Origin of the sequence: Streptomyces sp. NPDC050546 (genome assembly GCF_044457425.1) — a bacterium.
GTDB lineage: Bacteria > Actinomycetota > Actinomycetes > Streptomycetales > Streptomycetaceae > Streptomyces.
In genome coordinates this window covers 210,015-225,710 of sequence record NZ_JBITGX010000001.1, presented here as the reverse complement: position 1 = coordinate 225,710, position 15,696 = coordinate 210,015, and the positions used below count along the sequence as shown (strand labels likewise).

The window sequence follows — 15,696 nt, the reverse complement described above, 5'->3', positions numbered from 1 at the left end:
GGTGAGGGCGGAGCGGGTACCGGCCCGCGGCGTGAGAGCCGCGGGCCGGTACGAGGGTGTGGTCACTCGTCGTGGTAGAAGAACTCGCCTTCGGGCTCCCCGCCTCCCTCGCCCTGGGTGAGGTCGGCGTAGGCGCCGGCCCCGGCCAGCAGCGGTGGCTCGTAGAAGTCCACGGTCTCCATGGCCATGAGCGCTTCGTTCACAGCGGTCACCTCCGGTCGCGGGGCGGAATTCCCGCCCCCGGTCAAGCAGTTACGCATCCCGGAACCGGACCAGGCCAGGGGAACCCGGACAAACCCATCGTGTGAGGGATGAGAGACCGGCACCTGCCGCACGCCGGGGCGGTGCACCGGCGCTCGGCTGAACTCCTGAACGCGCCACCGCCTCCCACCCGGCCCGGTGGCCGCCGGAGGCGTCAGCTGAGTCCCGACGCCCGGAACACCGCGTGCCCCGCCTCGTCGTCGATGCGGTGGCCGAGCCGTTCCAGGACATCCGCACCGTGGCGCAGCGTGCCCCGCTCCAGGGAGCGGCGGACGCCCGTGTCGAGTTCGTGCCAGAGCATGGGGTTGGCCGCGAGGATCCGGGGGTCGAGTTCCAGGCGGTGGCCGTGGACGTCCCGCAGAACCAGGTGGGACGAGACCCCGTCGTACTGACGTACGGACGTCAGCGCGTCCGTGCGGACGACGATCCGGCGCCAAGGGGTGCGAACGGCCAGCCAGCCGGGGCCCGCGCTGACCTGTGGCGGCAGCAGGACGCCCAGCACCGTGGCCGACAGGACGCCCCAGAGCAGAGCGCGGAGAAGTGTCAGGCTTCCGCCGTCCCAGTCGACGAGAAGGCACATGGCGCAGAACACCAGGGCGCAGCTCACCGCGAGCCGCGCACCGTCACGCCAGTGTCGGTCGCCGACCGGGGCCGCCGGTGAGCTCCGTTCCATGTTTCTGAAAGTAGGACGCCGTCAGGGCTCTGTGACCACTGCTGACGGGGTTCTGGCGCCGCGCGGGCGAATATTGACGGGTTTCCGACGCGCTCGGCGCGGTCTGTCGATCCGTCGGCCGGCTGCCTATGCTTCATCACGTTCCGGAACTCAGACCTCCGTACCGTCTATCGGAAGGGCTCCATGGAATGGCTCCGCAGCGCGCAGTGGTACGAGGGACAGGACCGCAACGCCTACATACACCGGGCCTGGATGCGACGCGGAGTGCCGGGCGACGCCTTCAGCGGGCGGCCTCAGATCGCGATCGCCAACACCGCCTCGGACCTGACTCCCTGCAACGCGCACCTGAACGAGGTCGCCGCCTCGGTCCGCAACGGCGTGTACGAGGCGGGCGGCATCCCGCTGGACCTGCCCGTGGTGTCGCTGGGGGAGACGCAGGTGCGGCCCACCGCCATGCTGTGGCGGAACATGGCGGCGATGGCCACGGAGGAGATGCTCCGGGCCAATCCCATCGACGGTGTGGTCCTGCTCGGCGGCTGCGACAAGACGATCCCGTCGCTGCTCATGGCCGCGGCCTCGGTGGACCTGCCCGCGGTCGTGGTTCCCGGCGGTCCGATGCTCAACGGCACCTTCCGCGGCGGCCTGCTGGGCTGCGGCACCGGTGTGTGGAAGCTGTCGGAGGAGGTCCGGGCGGGCACGCTCTCCCAGGAACAGTTCACCCGCTCCGAGTCGGCGATGATCCGCAGCCGCGGCCACTGCAACACCATGGGCACGGCCTCGACGATGGCCCTGGTGGCGGAGGCGCTGGGTACGGTCGTGCCGGGTACCGCGGGCATCCCGGCCCCCGACAGCCGTCTGCTGGAGGCCGCGCACCACACCGGCCGGCTGGCGGTGGACATGGTGGGCGCGGACCGGCGACCCGGGACCTTCCTGACCGAGGCGTCCTTCCGGAACGCGATCGTGGCGCTGGCAGCGATCGGCGGCTCGACCAACGCCGTCGTCCATCTCCTGGCCATCGCGGGCCGGTTGGGCATCGACCTGACGCTCGACGACTTCGACCGCATCGGCTCCCGGGTACCGGTCCTGGTGGACCTCCAGCCGGCCGGGCGTTTCCTCATGGAGGACTTCCACCGCGCCGGCGGGCTGTTGGCCGTCCTGCGCGAGGTGCGCGACCTGCTGGATCCCGACGCGCTGACCGTCACCGGCAGGCCCTTGGCCGACTTCCTCGACGACGCCGAGATCTGGGACGGCGAGGTCATCCGCACCCGGGCCGAACCACTGGTCGCCGAGGGCGGCATCGCCGTGCTGCGCGGCAACCTCGCCCCCGACGGCGCGCTCGTCAAACCGGCCGCCGCCTCCCCGCACCTGCTGCGGCACCGGGGCCGGGCCGTCGTCTTCGACAACGTCGAGGACTTCCACGCCCGGATCGACGACCCCGGACTCGACGTCGACGCCGACTCGGTCCTCGTGCTGCGCGGCTGCGGCCCCAAGGGCTACCCGGGCATGCCCGAGGTCTCCAACATGCCCTTGCCGAAGAAGCTGCTGGAACAGGGAGTTCGTGACATGGTCCGCGTCTGCGACGGCCGGATGAGCGGCACCGCGTACGGCACGGTCGTCCTGCACGTGGCCCCCGAAGCGGCGGCAGGCGGCCCGCTCGCCCTCGTGCGGACCGGCGACTTCATCACCCTCGACGTCGAGGCGCGCCGTATCGACGTCGACGTCCCCGCGGACGAACTCGCCCGCAGAAGCCCGGAGGAGGCCACCGTCACCGGCTTCGCCGCCCCCCGGCGCGGCTGGGAACGCCTCTACGTCGACCACGTCCTCCAGGCGGACACCGGCGCCGATCTCGACTTCCTCGTGGGCTCCAGCGGCTCCGAGGTGACCCGCGAGTCGCACTGACACCGGGTCACCTCGGGAACATCACCAGGTCACGGGCAACTCGGTGACACCACCGGTGAGGGTCGTGCGCACCTCGAGCTCGTCCAGTTCCTTGGCGAGCCGCAGCCCGGGCAGCCGGCGCGCCAGGGTGGCGAACACGATGCGCAGTTCGACACGGGCCAGGCTCGCGCCGATGCAGAAGTGCACGCCGTGGCCGAAACCGAGGTGGTTGCGTTCCGGGCGGTCGGGATCGAAGGTCTCGGCGTCGGAGTAGACGGAGGAGTCACGGTTGGCGGCGTTGATCGACAGGACCACGGCGTCGCCGCGCCGGATGGTGACACCGGCGACGTCGACATCGGTGTGGGCGTACCGCAGCAGGCCGAGGTCGCCGGGCGCGCCGAGGCGCATGATCTCCTCGACGGTGGCGTTGACCCGGCCCTCGGGATCGGCGGTCAGCGTCCGCCACTGGTCGAGGCGTGTGAGCAGGAAGAGCGTGCCCAGGCCGATCCGGTTGACCGTGGTCTCGTGCCCGGCGAACAGCAGCCCGACGCAGAGCTGGATCATGTCGGCGTAGTCGTAGTCCGCGTCGGTGCTCTGCGCGTGGACCAGGTCCGAGATCACGTCCTCGCCCGGCTGCGCGCGTTTCGTCTCGGCGAGTCCCGTCATGTACTCGTTGAACTCGTCCCGCGCCTGGTGGGCGGCGTCGCCGATGGTGTAGTCGGACATGCGCTCCGACAGCGAGGCGAAGCGCTCGCGGTCGCTCTCGGGTACTCCGAGCAGTCGGCAGATGACCGCGACCGGCAGCGGGAAGGCCAGCCCGGACTGCAGGTCGACGACCCCGCCGGGGGCGGCGGCGTGCTCGGAGATCAGCTGGTCGACGCAGTCGTCGACCAAGCGCTGGACGTGATCGGTCAGCATCCGCATCCGCTTGGCCGAGAACGCCGGGGTCAGCAGCCGGCGCATCCGCGTGTGGTCGGCCTCCTCGGTGTCGTAGTTGCCGGTGGGTCCGTCCAGTACGGCGGCGGACGTCAGGCGTGAGGCACGTTCCGGTTCGGGATGGGAGCGGCCGAGGCGCTTGTCGCTGAGCAGGTCGCGGACCTCCTCGAAGCGGGTGACCAGCCAGGCGGGGTCCCCGGCCGGGGTGGTGACCGGCGTGACGGGCGCCTCCCGGCGCAGCACGTCGTACAGAGGTGCGAGGTCCAGGACGTTCGGCCTCGGGAAGGGAAGTTGCTGACGCTCGGCGGTAACGCTCACGGCGCTCCTCCTGTGATCTCCGAATGCGATCTTCGAGCCGCCCCGACCGTAGCAGTTTGTTGGCAGTCACTGTCATTAAAGTTTCGGTCAGTCCTCCCATGGCGCGGGACATGTTTAGATCGCCTGATGGAGGACTTCGTGGCGGGCAGCGGGCGCGTGCCCCGCCGGGGGCGGCCGCCGGTCAGCGACGAGCAACGCGGGCGGCAACGCCTGGACATCTCCCGCCACGCCGTTCGGCTGTTCGCCGAGCAGGGCGTGGCGGCCACGTCCGGCGAGCAGATCGCGAAAGCCGCCGGGGTCTCCGAACGCACGCTGTGGCGTTGCTTTCCCACCAAGGAGAGCTGTGTCGAGCCGCTGCTCACGCAGATGATCGACGCGTTCCGGACGGTGCTGCACGCCTGGCCGCCCGGACTCGGTCTGATCGAGCATCTGCGTACGGCCTACCGGCCCGTCGTCGACTCGCCGTCCGGCGGGGATGTCGAGGCGGTTCTCGCGGTGGTCCGGCTGACCCACGGCGAACCCGCGCTGCGCGCCGCCTATCTGGTGCTCCGGGAGCGTGCGGAGGAGACGTTCACCGAGGTGCTCGCCGAACGCATGGGCATGCGGCCCGACACCTTCGACGTCCGGGTTCAGGCCGGCGTGATGAGCGCCGTGCTCAAGGTCGCGGCCGACGATTTCGCCCGTGAGACAGCCGGCCGACGCATCACCCCGGAAGCGCTGGAACTGCATCGCGACCACCTCGCCGACGCACTCGGGTCGGTCACCCGGGGGCTGTCGGGGCAGTAGGGCCGCGTCCTAGCGAGCCGGGTCGCCGTCGTACTCGCGGCGGGCCCGGTCGACCTTGTCCAGATTGCCGGCCGCCCACTCGGAGAGATGCGCGAAGAGCGGGGCGAGACTGCGGCCCAGTTCGCTGATCTCGTACTCGACGCGAGGGGGGACCTCCGGGTGGTACGTGCGCACGACCAGCCCGTCGCGCTCCAGTTGCCGCAGCCGCTGGGTCAGCACCTTCGGGGTGATGCGGGCGATACGCCGTTGCAGTTCCACGAAGCGCTGCCGGCCGTGTGCGTGCAGGGTCCACAGGACAGGTGTGGTCCACCGGCTGAAGACGATGTCGACGACGGGCGAGATCGGGCACGCGAGCGCCGGTTCGGTCGTGTCGGACGCGGTCGGTGCGGCGTCGTCGGCCATGCGCTTCCCCTTCAGGTAGTCACTTTCCTGTAGGTACCTACTTTACTTCCGGTGTTAGCGTCCCCGTGTCTCGCCCGGACTTGCCGTCGGGCGGCATCAACCACAGGACGCACAAGGGGAGTTACTCATGATCGTAGTGACGGGGGCGACCGGCAACGTCGGCGGTTCGCTCGTACGGACGCTCGCCGCGGCCGGTGAGCGGGTGACCGCGACGTCCCGGAACATCACCGGCGGGGACGTCCCGGAGGGCCTTCCGCATCGCAGGGCGGACCTGACCGACGCCGAGAGCCTTCGCCCGCTTCTCGACGGCGCCGACGCGCTGTTTTTGCAGAACGGCGGCCCCAGCGCGCACCTGCTGGATCCCCGGCACCTCCTGGACGTCGCCAAGGCCGGGGGAGTCGAGCGGGTCGTCCTGCTGTCCTCGCAAGGAGTCGCCACGCGGCCGGAGTCGGCCTCGCACGGTGGAACGGCTCGCGCCATCGAGGACGCCGTGCGGCAGTCGGGCCTGGACTGGACCGTCCTGCGTCCCGGCGGATTCCACTCCAACATGTTCGCCTGGGCCGAGTCGGTACGCACCCGAAGGGCCGTCGCCGCGCCGTTCGCCGGAGTCGGCCTGCCCACGGTCGATCCGGGCGACATCGCCGAGCTGGCTGCCGTGACACTGCGCGAGAGCGGGCACGGCGGCCGGACATACGAGTTGACCGGACCCGCGCTCAGCACGCCGAGGCAACGGGCCGAGTCGATCGCGGTCGCGCTCGGCGAACCGGTCCGCTTCGTCGAGCAGACCCGTGAGGAGGCCCGGGCCCAGATGCTCCGCTTCATGCCCGAGTCCGTGATCGAGACGACACTGGCCATCCTCGGCGAGCCCACCCCCGCCGAGCAGCGGATCAGCCCCGATATCGAGCGGATCCTCGGCCGCGCACCCCGCACCTTCGCGGCGTGGGCCCGACAGCACGTCGCGGCCTTTCGGTAGAGCTGAGGAGTCTCGGGGCGCTCCCGGCCGCGCGTCGGCCCATGGCGTCGAGGTCTGCCGCGGCTGCGGGGAGGGACATGTGCCCCTCCCCGCGGCGCGGGCGGCTCAGGCCACCGAGGGTGTGTAGTGGGAGGCGTCGTCCCCCTCCACGACATGGCTGAGGGTCCCGTCGATGCCGGCGGGGACATCGCCCGCGACGGTGACGCGGTGGAGCAGGCGGGGGAGGTCGCCGTAGTCGTCGGGGGCGTAGTGCTGGGTGATGCGGTTGTCGAACAGGACGACGTCGCCCGGCGTCCAGGCGACGCGCACGATGTTCTCCGGGCGGGTGACGTAGGCCTGGAAGAGGCGCAGCAGATCGCGGGAGTCGGACGGGCCGAGACCGACGATGCTCTGGGCGAACCCGCCGATGAACAGGCCCCGTTCCCCGGTCTCGGGGTGGACGCGGACGACCGGGTGGGCGGTGCGGTACTTGCGGGAGACGAACCGCTTACGGTGTTCGGCGGCCTTCTCGCTCTTCGGGGCGGCGTAGTCGTAGTCGTTGGTGTGCACGGCCCACAGCTTGTCGGCCAGCTCACGCAGCGGCTCGGGCAGGTCCCGGTACGCGGCGGCCGAGTTGGCGATGAGGGTGTTGCCGCCGTAGGGCGGGACCACGATGCTGCGCAGCGTGGACGCCTTGGGCGGTGTGCGGACGAACGTGACGTCCGTGTGCCACTGGTTGGCGCGGATGCCCTCGTCGCCGTCGACGGGCAGAATCTGCGGTTGGCCTTCGACGGAAGGCACGGTGGGGTGCGCGGTGGTGAGCTCGCCGAAGAGCGAGGCGAAGCGGAGCTGGCCCGCGTCATCGAGGTGCTGGTCGCGGAAGACGAGCGCCTTGTGCTCCAGAAGCGCGGAGTTGATCTCGGAGACGAGAGCGGGGTCGAGGTCGCCGGAGAGGTCCACACCGTGGATCTCGGCGCCGATGCGGCCGCCGATCCTGCGGATGTCGAAGCCGGTGCTGATGGTCATGCGCGGTGTCCTTTCAGAGGTGCCGGCGAGGGTGCCGGCGAGAACGGTCGGTGAAGGGGTCAGGCAGGGGGGTGTGCCCGGTCAGCGGTCCGCCGGCAGCCGTCAGGAGCTGAGCCGTCGCTCCACCGCCACCAGGAGCTGGTTGAAGGCCACCCCGATGGCGGAGATCGTGACGATGCCCGCGTACATCTGCGGGATCGCGAAGTTGTACTGCGAGGCGTTGATCAGATAGCCCAGGCCCGCCTTGGCGCCGATCATCTCGGCGGCGACGAGCACGAGGATGGAGACTGCTCCGGCCAGCCGGATGCCGGTGAAGACGACCGGTACCGCGGACGGCAGGATGACCTTCTGGAACAGCCTCGGCGCGGACAGGTCCATCGACTTCGCCAGCTTCAGCAGCGTCGGGTCGACACCCCGCACCGCGCTGATGGTGTTGAGCAGGATCGGCCAGGTGCACGCGTAGAGCACGATGGAGATCTTCGAGGTCTCGCCGATGCCCAGCAGCAGCACGAACACCGGCAGCAGGGCCAGCGCCGCGGTGTTGCGGAAGACCTCCAGCAGCGGGCCGAGGAAGTCGGCCACCGGCCGGTACCACCCGATCAGCAGACCGAGCGGCACGGCGACCGCCACGGCCAGCCCGAACCCGCTGAACGAACGCACCAGGCTGGCACGGGCGTTGTCGGCGAGCGAGCCGTCGGCGGCCAGCTCCCACCAGGCGCGGGCCACCTCGCTGAACGGCGGCAGGAACGTCCGGTCGACCAGCCCCAGGCGCGGCGCGGTCTCCCACAACAGCAGCAGAGCCACGATCGCCGCGGACCTCGTCGCCCCGCTCACCAGCGGATCCCGAAGCCGGCGCACCACCCGGCGTGCCCGGGCCGGCGTGCCGGGAACCCGGCGCGCGTGCGGCGGGGACACCCCGGGGGAGGGGGCCGAAGCGAGCTCGGTGGAGCCGGACGTCGTGGTCTTCGCGGTGACCGTGTCGGTTGCCGGACTCATACGGCAGCCCCCTCCTTCTCCAACTGCTGAGCCCTGGCGACCTCGTCGTGCAGCAGCGACCAGATCTCGTGCCGGTGGCGTGCGAACCCGGGACTGGAGCGCAGGTCGTCCGTCGCGTCCCGGGAGCCGAGGGTGATCGGCACGATCTGCTTGACGCGACCCGGCCTGGACGTCATGACGGCGACGCGCTGCCCCAGGTAGACGGCCTCGTCGATACCGTGCGTGATGAAGACGACGGTCTTTCCGGTGCGCTGCCAGATCCGCAGCAGTTCGTCCTGGAGCGACTCGCGGGTCTGGGCGTCCAGCGCGGCGAACGGCTCGTCCATCAGCAGTACATCGGGGTCGTAGGCGAGGCTGCGGGCGATCGCCACGCGCTGCCGCATCCCGCCCGACAGCTCGTGCGGATGGCGGTCCTGGAACCCGGACAGACCGACCAGGTCAAGGAACTCCCGTGCCTGTGCGGCGCGTTGGCGTCGCGGGACGCCGGTGGCCTCCAGGCCGAACTCGACGTTGCCCTGCGCCGTGCGCCAGGGCAGCAGCGCGTACTGCTGGAAGACGATGCCGCGGTCCAGGCCGGGCCCGGTGACGGGGCGCCCGTCCAGCAGGATGCGTCCGCCGGTGGGCCGGGTGAGACCGCCGAGAAGATCCAGCAGGGTCGACTTTCCGCAGCCGCTGGGACCGACGAGGACGACGAATTCGCCGTCCGCGATGCGCAGATCGATTCCGTCGAGGGCGGTGAACCGGGTGGTCTGCCGAGCCCCCTTCCGATCCTTGACGGTGAATTCCTTCGTGATGTTCTCGAACTCGATCTTCGGTGTGGTGGATTCCGGCATGAGGGTCAGCTCCCGCTGGCGTTGAACTCGTTGGTGTAGAGGTCCGGCAACGTGATCTGGTCCTTCTTGATGTCGCCGCGCTCGGCCAGCCAGTCGACCCACAACTGGAGTTCCTTGCCGGTGATGCGGCCCGCCTTCTCGGCGACGCCCGTGGACCGCCAGTACTTCAAGGGTGCGGGGTCTTCGTTGCGGCCTCGCTTCCTCACGATGTCCGTCATCCTGTCGACGACTTCCTCGCGTGGCGTCGTACGGGCCCATTCGATGGCCTTTCCTACGCCGGTGACGAAGGTCCGTGCGGTGTCGGGGTTCTGCCGCAGGAAGCGGTCGGTCATCACGTAGGTGCCGGCACTGAACGCGCCGAGCAGCCGGTAGTCGGTGAACAGCGGGCGGATGCCTCCGGTGGCCAGGGCCTTGTCGCGCAGGAGGCCGCCGAGTACGGCCACGTCGATCTGCTTCTGACGCAGGATCTGCTCGGTGTTCACCGGCGGCACGACCAGGGGCTCGACCTTGCCGATGTCCGACGGTGACAGGCCGCCCCGCTGGAGGTAGATGTCGAGCATGGCCTCGGAGTGCGCTCCGAGGGTGTTCATCCCGATCTTCTTGCCGAGCAGGTCCCGGGCCGAGTGGAGGGGGCTGTCCTCCAGGACGTAGAAGCCGTTGTAGGCGTCCTTGTCGGCGCCGTAGTAGCTGATGACGGCCTTGATGGGAGCCTTGTTCGCGGCCAGTTTGACGACCGCGCCGTTGAACGCGCCGCCGAAGTCGACCTGGCCGGTCGCCGCGGACTGGATGTCCTGCGGTCCGCTGATGGTGTTGCCGACCCAGTCCAGCTTCACGTCCCCGAGCAGGCCGAGGTCCTCGGCCAGCTCCGGCAGGATGACCTGTCCGGCCCAGCCCTGATAGCGGAGCGTCTTGGTCCCGCCCCTGCCGGACGAGGCTCCGGCGGTCGTACCACAGCCCACCGCCACCGCCGAAAGACCGAGCAGGGAGAGGAATTGGCGTCGCGTCGATGCCGTCGTGGCCATGGAAAGGTCCTGTTCGAAAGCGAGAGAGGGCCTGAATGCCTTCTGCGGAAACTCGGAAAAGGAAAGAGCAGAGAGGAATCAGTCGACGACGAGGACGGCGGAACGGCCGTGGTGGTCGACTGTCAGAGGGAGCGGGGACAGTGGTTCCCGGAATTGCGCACGAGAATGAGAGTCGCAGCGAAATCCGGCCAGGTCAACGGTGATCGGGAGGGTGACACAAGAGCGAAGCGCGCTGTTCACAATCGCCGTCGAGCCGGCCCGGTGAGAGTTACACAGGCAGGACGAAAGGAGGGTGTGTGCCGTTGAGGAAGTAGTCCCCGACATCGCGGAGCCGGTGGGCGACGGGCTCGTAGAGGGTGTGGGTCCGGGCATTGCGCCAGAAGCGGTCGAAGCCCAGCCGCGCGGACGCGGAGCGGACACCGATGATGTCGAGGGCGCGGGCGGTGGACTCCTGTACGGCCTTGGACGCGGCGGCCTCGGCCATGGCCACGAGGACGGAGATCTCCGCGTACTCCTCGTAGCCGAGGTCCTCGCCGCGTGCCAGCCCGTCGTGCACGGCGTCCCGCGCCTGGTCGGCGAGTGCGGACGCGGAGCGGGTGAGCACGGTGAGTTCCCCGTACGCGGTCAGCACCTGCGGGTCCTGCGGGGAGCCGACCGGCCAGTCCGGGTGCCAGGGGGAGTGGCCGGTCCTGCTGTACTCACGGGCTTCGGCGAGCACGCCCTCGGCCATGCCGAGACGGAGCTGCACCGAAAGGAGGCGCCCGACCGGGGACACCAGAGCAGTGCGGGGAGAGAGCACTTCCTCGTCGGCGGCCAGGGAGCCCAGCACATCGTCGGCGCAGACCGGTACGGCGTCGAACTCCGCGCTTCCGCCCGCCGCGAGCCGCTGCCCGAAGGGGTCGGCGTCGCCGTCGACCACCACGCCCGGGAGGGCGGGATCGACCACGACGGCGAGCGGCTCGCCGGTGTCGGCCCGCACCGCCCGCACGGCGAGGCGGTCGGCGACCAGGACGCCGGCGGCGTAGCTCTGGCGGCCGTTCAGCACAAACCCCTGCGCGTTCCTGGCAAGTGACAGTGCCGGTTCCTGCCGCGCCAGACCACCGCCCCAGCACCACTGCTCCGCCGCGGAGCGCCTCTCCAGCCGGGAGGCGAGAGCGGGGTCGCTGAAGAACCGGGCGCTCCACGACATGAAGTAGTGACAGCCGAGCAGTTGGCCGATCGCACCGTCGGCCGCCGCGATCTCCCGGACCACGGCGTACGCCGTCGGCCAGTCGGCGCCGCCGCCCCCGAGCCCGGCCGGGATCAGAAGCCTCAACAGGCCCGACTCACGCAGCCGGGAGACCTCGTCGAACGGGGGCTTGCCGGCCTGGTCCCTGGCCACCGCGTCCGTGGCCAGATCGTCCGCCGTCTCACGGGCCACGCGCAGCCAGTGCGTACGTCCCGGCCCGGTCGGCTCGGACTCCGAGCCGGGGCCGGTCGGCGCAGGGACTGGGCCCATGGCAGAGGTCTCCTCAACGTGTGTGGGGCATGCGTCATCCTGTTCGGCGGCCCGAGGCGCCGTCAATGCTTCCCTAGTAATTCTATAGGAAATGTAGGGAACGTAGGGGGCGGCGGTATCCGGCCAGCCGGGCCCTCAACCTCTGCACGGGTGTGGGCGGCAGGGCCCGCGCCGCGCCCCGCGCGTAGTGGCGCTCGACACGGAACTGCCCCACGCTGAGCACGGTGGTGACGGTGATGTACCAGAGCGTGGCGACCATCAGCAGCGGGATGACCTGGTAGGTCTGGTTGTAGATCAGTTGCGCCGAGTACAGCAGGCCGTGCACGGCCAGCACGCTGACGATGCTCGTGCCCTTCAGGGTGCCGACCAGCATGTTTCTCCCTATCGGCACGATGGAGCGCATCGACTGCGGCACCACGATCCGGCGCAGTGTGCGCGCCCTGCCGATGCCGAGGGCCTGGGCCGCCTCCGTCCACCGGACGGTCACGAACTGCGCGCCGAACGGGATGCCCAGTCCGAGCGTCGGGTAGAGGGCGCCGAGGTACAGGCCGACCACATCCCACTGGAAGGCGCGGTTGCGGACGACGGAGTTGACCACCATGGCGAAGAGCAGCAGCGCGAGGGCCGCCGACAGCAGGCGGCCGACGCGACGGCGGGGCACGATCCGTCGGAGATCGTCGTCGGGCCCCCGGTCCGGAATCCGGCCGGAGGACGCTGTCGGAGGCCCTGCGGACGCGGCAGGTGCGGAATCGGTGAGATCGGGCAGCGAGACCATCGGTGAGATCGGGCAGCGAGACCATCGGGAGGATCTCCAGGGAGGGAGACGCGGCACGGGTACGGGACCGGAGTCCGGCTTCGGCGTCATCACGCTCGCCGCGTCCCTCAACGCGGTGCGCCCGATCGTACGGGTCCGGCAGGATCGGCGCCGGTGCCGTGCAACTCGGCCACCGCACCGCCCTGTCCACCGTCGAGGAGTTCGGCCTGATCGACGCCGTGCACCCGGGACGGCTCGACCTGGGCCTCGGCCGCTCCGGCGGCCGACCGCCCGGACGGACGGCGGAACCCCGTCCGACCACCACCCCGGTCGTCGACGGGCGCACCCCCAACGGCCTAGGATCCCGCCCCGGTTCTCCTTCGAGCACCTGCGCGGTTCACCCCGACTCCGGCTCCAGCAGCGGTTGTTGCAGCAGCCGGGCGCCGGCCACCAGGACTACGGCGAACAGATCGACGACATCCTCGCGCTGCTGCGCGGCGACTACCGCTCGCCGGACGGCCTCGAAGCACACGCCGTCCCCGGAGAGGGTGCCGACCTTCAGGTGTGGATCCTCGGCAGCAGCGGCAGGGAGAGCGCCGACGTCGCGGGCCGCAACGACCTGCGCTTGGCGGCCAACTACCACGTCAGCCCGGCCACCGTGCTGGAGGCGGCCGAGGGCTACCGAGCCGCGTTCCAGCCGTCCGGCCACCTCGACAAACCCTTCGTCAGCGTCTCCGCCGACGTCGTCGTCGCCGAGGACGACGAGAGCGCCCGCGAACTGGCCGCCGGCTACGGCCCGTGGGTGCGCAGCATCCGCACCGCCGAGGGCGCGATCCCCTTCCCGACCCCCGAGCAGGCCCGCGCCGCCGCCTGGACGGAGCAGGACCAGGCCCTGGTCGCCGACCGCGTCGACACCCAGTTCGTCGGCTCGCCGGGGCGCGTCGCCGACCGCCTCGAACAACTCCAGGAGGCCACCGGCGCCGACGAACTGATCATCACCACCATCACGCACGACCACGCCGACCGTGTGCGTTCGTACCAACTCCTCGCGGAGGAATGGCAACGCCGGTGAGCCGGTCGCGACCCGGCCCCCGTCCCGGAAGAACGGGGGCCGGGCATGAACCTTTGTTCTACAGCGCGGCCGCCGCGCCGTGCAGGCTCTTCGCGGCCAGGGCCAGGCCCTCGGTCTGCGAGTAGGCGGCGTCCTCGTGCTCGATGTTCACCGCCATGTCCGGGTCGACCTCAGCGAGGGCGCGCAGGAACTCCGTCCAGTAGGCCACGTCGTGTCCCTCGCCGACGGCGACGAACTTCCACGCCGGGTTCTCCGGCCAGGCGTTGCACCAGAAGCCGTAGCCGGTGGGCACCTTGCCGGGCGCGTCGGCCGGCACCCGGGCGAATGACGTGTCCAGGACACCGCGGATGTCGGCACCCGGGCAGAGCGTGGCGTCCTTCGCAGCGGCGTGGAACACCAGCGGGCCCAGCCACTTGACGCAGGCGACGACGTCCATGCCCTGCCACATCAGGTGCGAGGGGTCCATCTCGGCACCGACGTTGGTCAGGCCGCCCTCGTCGACCAGGCGCTTGAGGGTGACCGGGGAGAACACCACGTTGTGCGGGTGCATCTCGATGGCGACCCGGACATCGTGCTCCCGGGCCAGGGCGTCGATCTCCTTCCAGAACTCGACGGCCACACCCCACTGGTAGTCCAGGACGTCCATGTAGACGCCGTCCCACGGGTTGACGACCCAGGAGGGGTACTTCGCGTCCGGGTCGGAGCCCGGCGTGCCGGACATGGTGACGACGTGCCTCACCCCGAGCAGACCGGCGAGCCGGATGGTGCGGCGCAGGTCGTCGGCGTGCTTCGGGCCGACGCCCGGCAGCGGGTTGAGCGGATTGCCGTTGCAGTTCAGCCCGGTCAGTTCCATCCCGCGGTCGGTGAACGTCGCCAGGTACTCCTCGCGCGCGGTGGCCGAGGACAGCAGCAGGTCCACCGGGCAGTGCGGGGCGGGAATGAAGCCGCCGGTGTTGACCTCGACCGAGGACAGCCCGTTCTCCTTCAGGATGTCGAGGGCCTCGGTGAGGGTCCGGTCGTGCAGGCAGGCGGTGTACGCGCCGAGCTTCAGGGCCATGGTTCGTGCTCCTTGTGTACGGGTGGTCAGGCGGCGGGCGGAACGTCGACGGCGGTGCCGCCGAGCCGGGAGGACTCGACCACGGCCCGGATGATCTCCATGGTCCGCAGCGCGTCGGCGAACGTGGCGCAGGCCGGCAGCGGCTCGGCGACCCCCGCGACCTGGTCGAGGAAGGCCCGGGCCTGGTAGGTGAAGTTGTCGGCGTTGCTGGCGCCCACGCCCGGCGCCTCCATCGGCACACCGCCCGCGAAGTACGGCAGGTTCGGTCCGGCGATGATGTGCCGCGCGCCCCGGGTACGGGCGTCGGGCTGGGCGTCGTCGAAGAGGTACTCGGCGGGCCGGTGCTGGTCGAACGCGGCCCGGCCGCCCACGCCCAGGACATCGAAGGCGAGCCCGTTGGGCAGCCCGAACGCGGTGCGCGACACCGAGAAGGTGCCGACGAGGCCGGACTCGAAGCGGGCGGTGAAGGACGCGGTGTCCTCGTTCTCGACCTCGCCGAGCTCGTCGGAGACCGGCGCCGCGTTGTGCCCGACGACCGCGCCCAGCGGCAGGGGCCGCTTGGGGATCTGCGTCGACAGCGTGGCACCGGAGACCGAGACGATGGGCCCGGCCACGTACTCGGCCGCGTCGATGACGTGCGAACCGACGTCACCGAGCGCACCGGAACCCGGTCCGCCCTTGAACCGCCAGCTCAGCGGCCCCTTGGCGTCGGTGGCGTAGTCGCACCAGTAACGGCCGCTGAACAGCGTCAGGTCGCCCAGCTCACCCCGCAGCACGTGGTCGCGGATCGCGGCGATGCCGGGGGAGCGCCGGAAGGTGTAGCCGACCGCGGTCACGACCCCGGCGCCGCGCTCCAACTCGGCCATCGCGCGGGCGTCTTGAAGCGATCCGGCCAGCGGCTTCTCGCACAGCACGTGCTTGCCCGCGGCCACCAGCGCCTCCGCGATGGGCCGGTGCAGATCGTTGCCGACGACGATGCTGACGGCGTCGATCGTCGGGTCCTCGGCGACGGCCTCCCAGCTCGGGAGGGCCTTCTCGTACCCGTAGCGGCGGGCGGCGTCCTCACCGAGCGCGGTGTTGGCGTCGGCGATCGCGGCCAGGCGGACGGGCGGCAGCCCCGCGCCGTAGACCGTGTTGACGTTGCGGTACCCGGCGGCATGGCTGCGGCCGGCCATACCGGCCCCGATCACGGCGACGGAGAGGGGCTTGCTGGACGTGGTCATGGCGGTGCC

15 protein-coding genes and 1 pseudogene are annotated in these 15,696 nt (G+C 70.7%); 4 read left to right on the top strand and 12 right to left on the bottom strand.

The genetic code is table 11. The features are described 5' to 3' along the window. Positions 1–62 precede the first annotated feature (62 nt). Positions 63–203, bottom strand: coding sequence for a lasso RiPP family leader peptide-containing protein (locus ACIBK5_RS01080; protein WP_399014851.1), 141 nt, complete (start codon positions 201–203; stop codon positions 63–65). A gap of 212 nt (positions 204–415) precedes the next feature. Continuing rightward, positions 416–934 (bottom strand): hypothetical protein, encoded by a 519-nt coding sequence (locus ACIBK5_RS01075; protein WP_399014847.1) that lies wholly within the window; start codon positions 932–934, stop codon positions 416–418. Positions 935–1,117: 183 nt separating this feature from the next. Between ACIBK5_RS01075 and ACIBK5_RS01070 the strand changes: the two genes are divergently transcribed. Further along, positions 1,118–2,833, top strand: coding sequence for an IlvD/Edd family dehydratase (locus ACIBK5_RS01070; protein WP_399014846.1), 1,716 nt, complete (start codon positions 1,118–1,120; stop codon positions 2,831–2,833). 21 nt (positions 2,834–2,854) lie between these two features. On the opposite strand, the gene ACIBK5_RS01065 is transcribed toward ACIBK5_RS01070, so the two are convergent. Continuing rightward, positions 2,855–4,066 carry a cytochrome P450 gene (locus tag ACIBK5_RS01065; protein ID WP_399014844.1) on the bottom strand — a complete coding sequence of 404 codons (1,212 nt, stop codon included), beginning with the start codon at positions 4,064–4,066 and terminating at the stop codon, positions 2,855–2,857. Between the two features lie 126 nt (positions 4,067–4,192). Here ACIBK5_RS01065 and ACIBK5_RS01060 point away from each other — a divergent pair, with 126 nt between their 5' ends. Continuing rightward, positions 4,193–4,852, top strand: coding sequence for a TetR/AcrR family transcriptional regulator (locus tag ACIBK5_RS01060; protein ID WP_399014842.1), 660 nt, complete (start codon positions 4,193–4,195; stop codon positions 4,850–4,852). 9 nt (positions 4,853–4,861) lie between these two features. On the opposite strand, the gene ACIBK5_RS01055 is transcribed toward ACIBK5_RS01060, so the two are convergent. Continuing rightward, positions 4,862–5,254 (bottom strand): winged helix-turn-helix transcriptional regulator, encoded by a 393-nt coding sequence (locus tag ACIBK5_RS01055; protein ID WP_399014839.1) that lies wholly within the window; start codon positions 5,252–5,254, stop codon positions 4,862–4,864. Positions 5,255–5,381: 127 nt separating this feature from the next. Here ACIBK5_RS01055 and ACIBK5_RS01050 point away from each other — a divergent pair, with 127 nt between their 5' ends. Then, positions 5,382–6,227 carry an SDR family oxidoreductase gene (locus tag ACIBK5_RS01050; RefSeq protein WP_399014837.1) on the top strand — a complete coding sequence of 282 codons (846 nt, stop codon included), beginning with the start codon at positions 5,382–5,384 and terminating at the stop codon, positions 6,225–6,227. Between the two features lie 105 nt (positions 6,228–6,332). Here ACIBK5_RS01050 and ACIBK5_RS01045 read toward each other — a convergent pair whose 3' ends face one another. The 6 genes from ACIBK5_RS01045 to ACIBK5_RS01020 all read right to left on the bottom strand — a co-directional run bounded on the left by ACIBK5_RS01045 (position 6,333) and on the right by ACIBK5_RS01020 (position 12,356). Then, entirely contained in the window at positions 6,333–7,232 is a 900-nt protein-coding gene (locus ACIBK5_RS01045) for a TauD/TfdA dioxygenase family protein (RefSeq protein ID WP_399014834.1), read from the bottom strand. Between the two features lie 102 nt (positions 7,233–7,334). Next, positions 7,335–8,228 (bottom strand): ABC transporter permease, encoded by an 894-nt coding sequence (locus ACIBK5_RS01040; RefSeq protein WP_399014832.1) that lies wholly within the window; start codon positions 8,226–8,228, stop codon positions 7,335–7,337. Continuing rightward, complete coding sequence (locus tag ACIBK5_RS01035) at positions 8,225–9,061, bottom strand: ABC transporter ATP-binding protein (protein WP_399014830.1); 837 nt, start codon at positions 9,059–9,061, stop codon at positions 8,225–8,227. Before ACIBK5_RS01035 ends, ACIBK5_RS01040 begins: the two co-directional genes overlap by 4 nt. 5 nt (positions 9,062–9,066) lie before the next feature. Continuing rightward, positions 9,067–10,083, bottom strand: coding sequence for an ABC transporter substrate-binding protein (locus tag ACIBK5_RS01030; protein WP_399014828.1), 1,017 nt, complete (start codon positions 10,081–10,083; stop codon positions 9,067–9,069). 268 nt (positions 10,084–10,351) lie between these two features. Beyond that, complete coding sequence (locus ACIBK5_RS01025; protein ID WP_399014827.1) at positions 10,352–11,581, bottom strand: acyl-CoA dehydrogenase family protein; 1,230 nt, start codon at positions 11,579–11,581, stop codon at positions 10,352–10,354. 82 nt (positions 11,582–11,663) lie between these two features. Further along, complete coding sequence (locus ACIBK5_RS01020) at positions 11,664–12,356, bottom strand: ABC transporter permease subunit (RefSeq protein ID WP_399014825.1); 693 nt, start codon at positions 12,354–12,356, stop codon at positions 11,664–11,666. Positions 12,357–12,496: 140 nt separating this feature from the next. On the opposite strand from ACIBK5_RS01020, the pseudogene ACIBK5_RS01015 reads away from it, so the two are divergent. Further along, positions 12,497–13,407: pseudogene (locus ACIBK5_RS01015) on the top strand (LLM class flavin-dependent oxidoreductase); the annotation flags it as partial. A 58-nt stretch (positions 13,408–13,465) separates the two neighbouring features. Here the strand turns inward: ACIBK5_RS01015 and ACIBK5_RS01010 are convergent. Both ACIBK5_RS01010 and ACIBK5_RS01005 read right to left on the bottom strand, forming a co-directional pair. Beyond that, a complete protein-coding gene (locus ACIBK5_RS01010; protein ID WP_399014823.1) occupies positions 13,466–14,464 on the bottom strand; it encodes a sugar phosphate isomerase/epimerase family protein in 999 nt (332 codons plus the stop codon). A 26-nt stretch (positions 14,465–14,490) separates the two neighbouring features. Continuing rightward, positions 14,491–15,687 carry a Gfo/Idh/MocA family protein gene (locus ACIBK5_RS01005; RefSeq protein WP_399014821.1) on the bottom strand — a complete coding sequence of 399 codons (1,197 nt, stop codon included), beginning with the start codon at positions 15,685–15,687 and terminating at the stop codon, positions 14,491–14,493. Between the last annotated feature and the right edge of the window lie 9 nt (positions 15,688–15,696).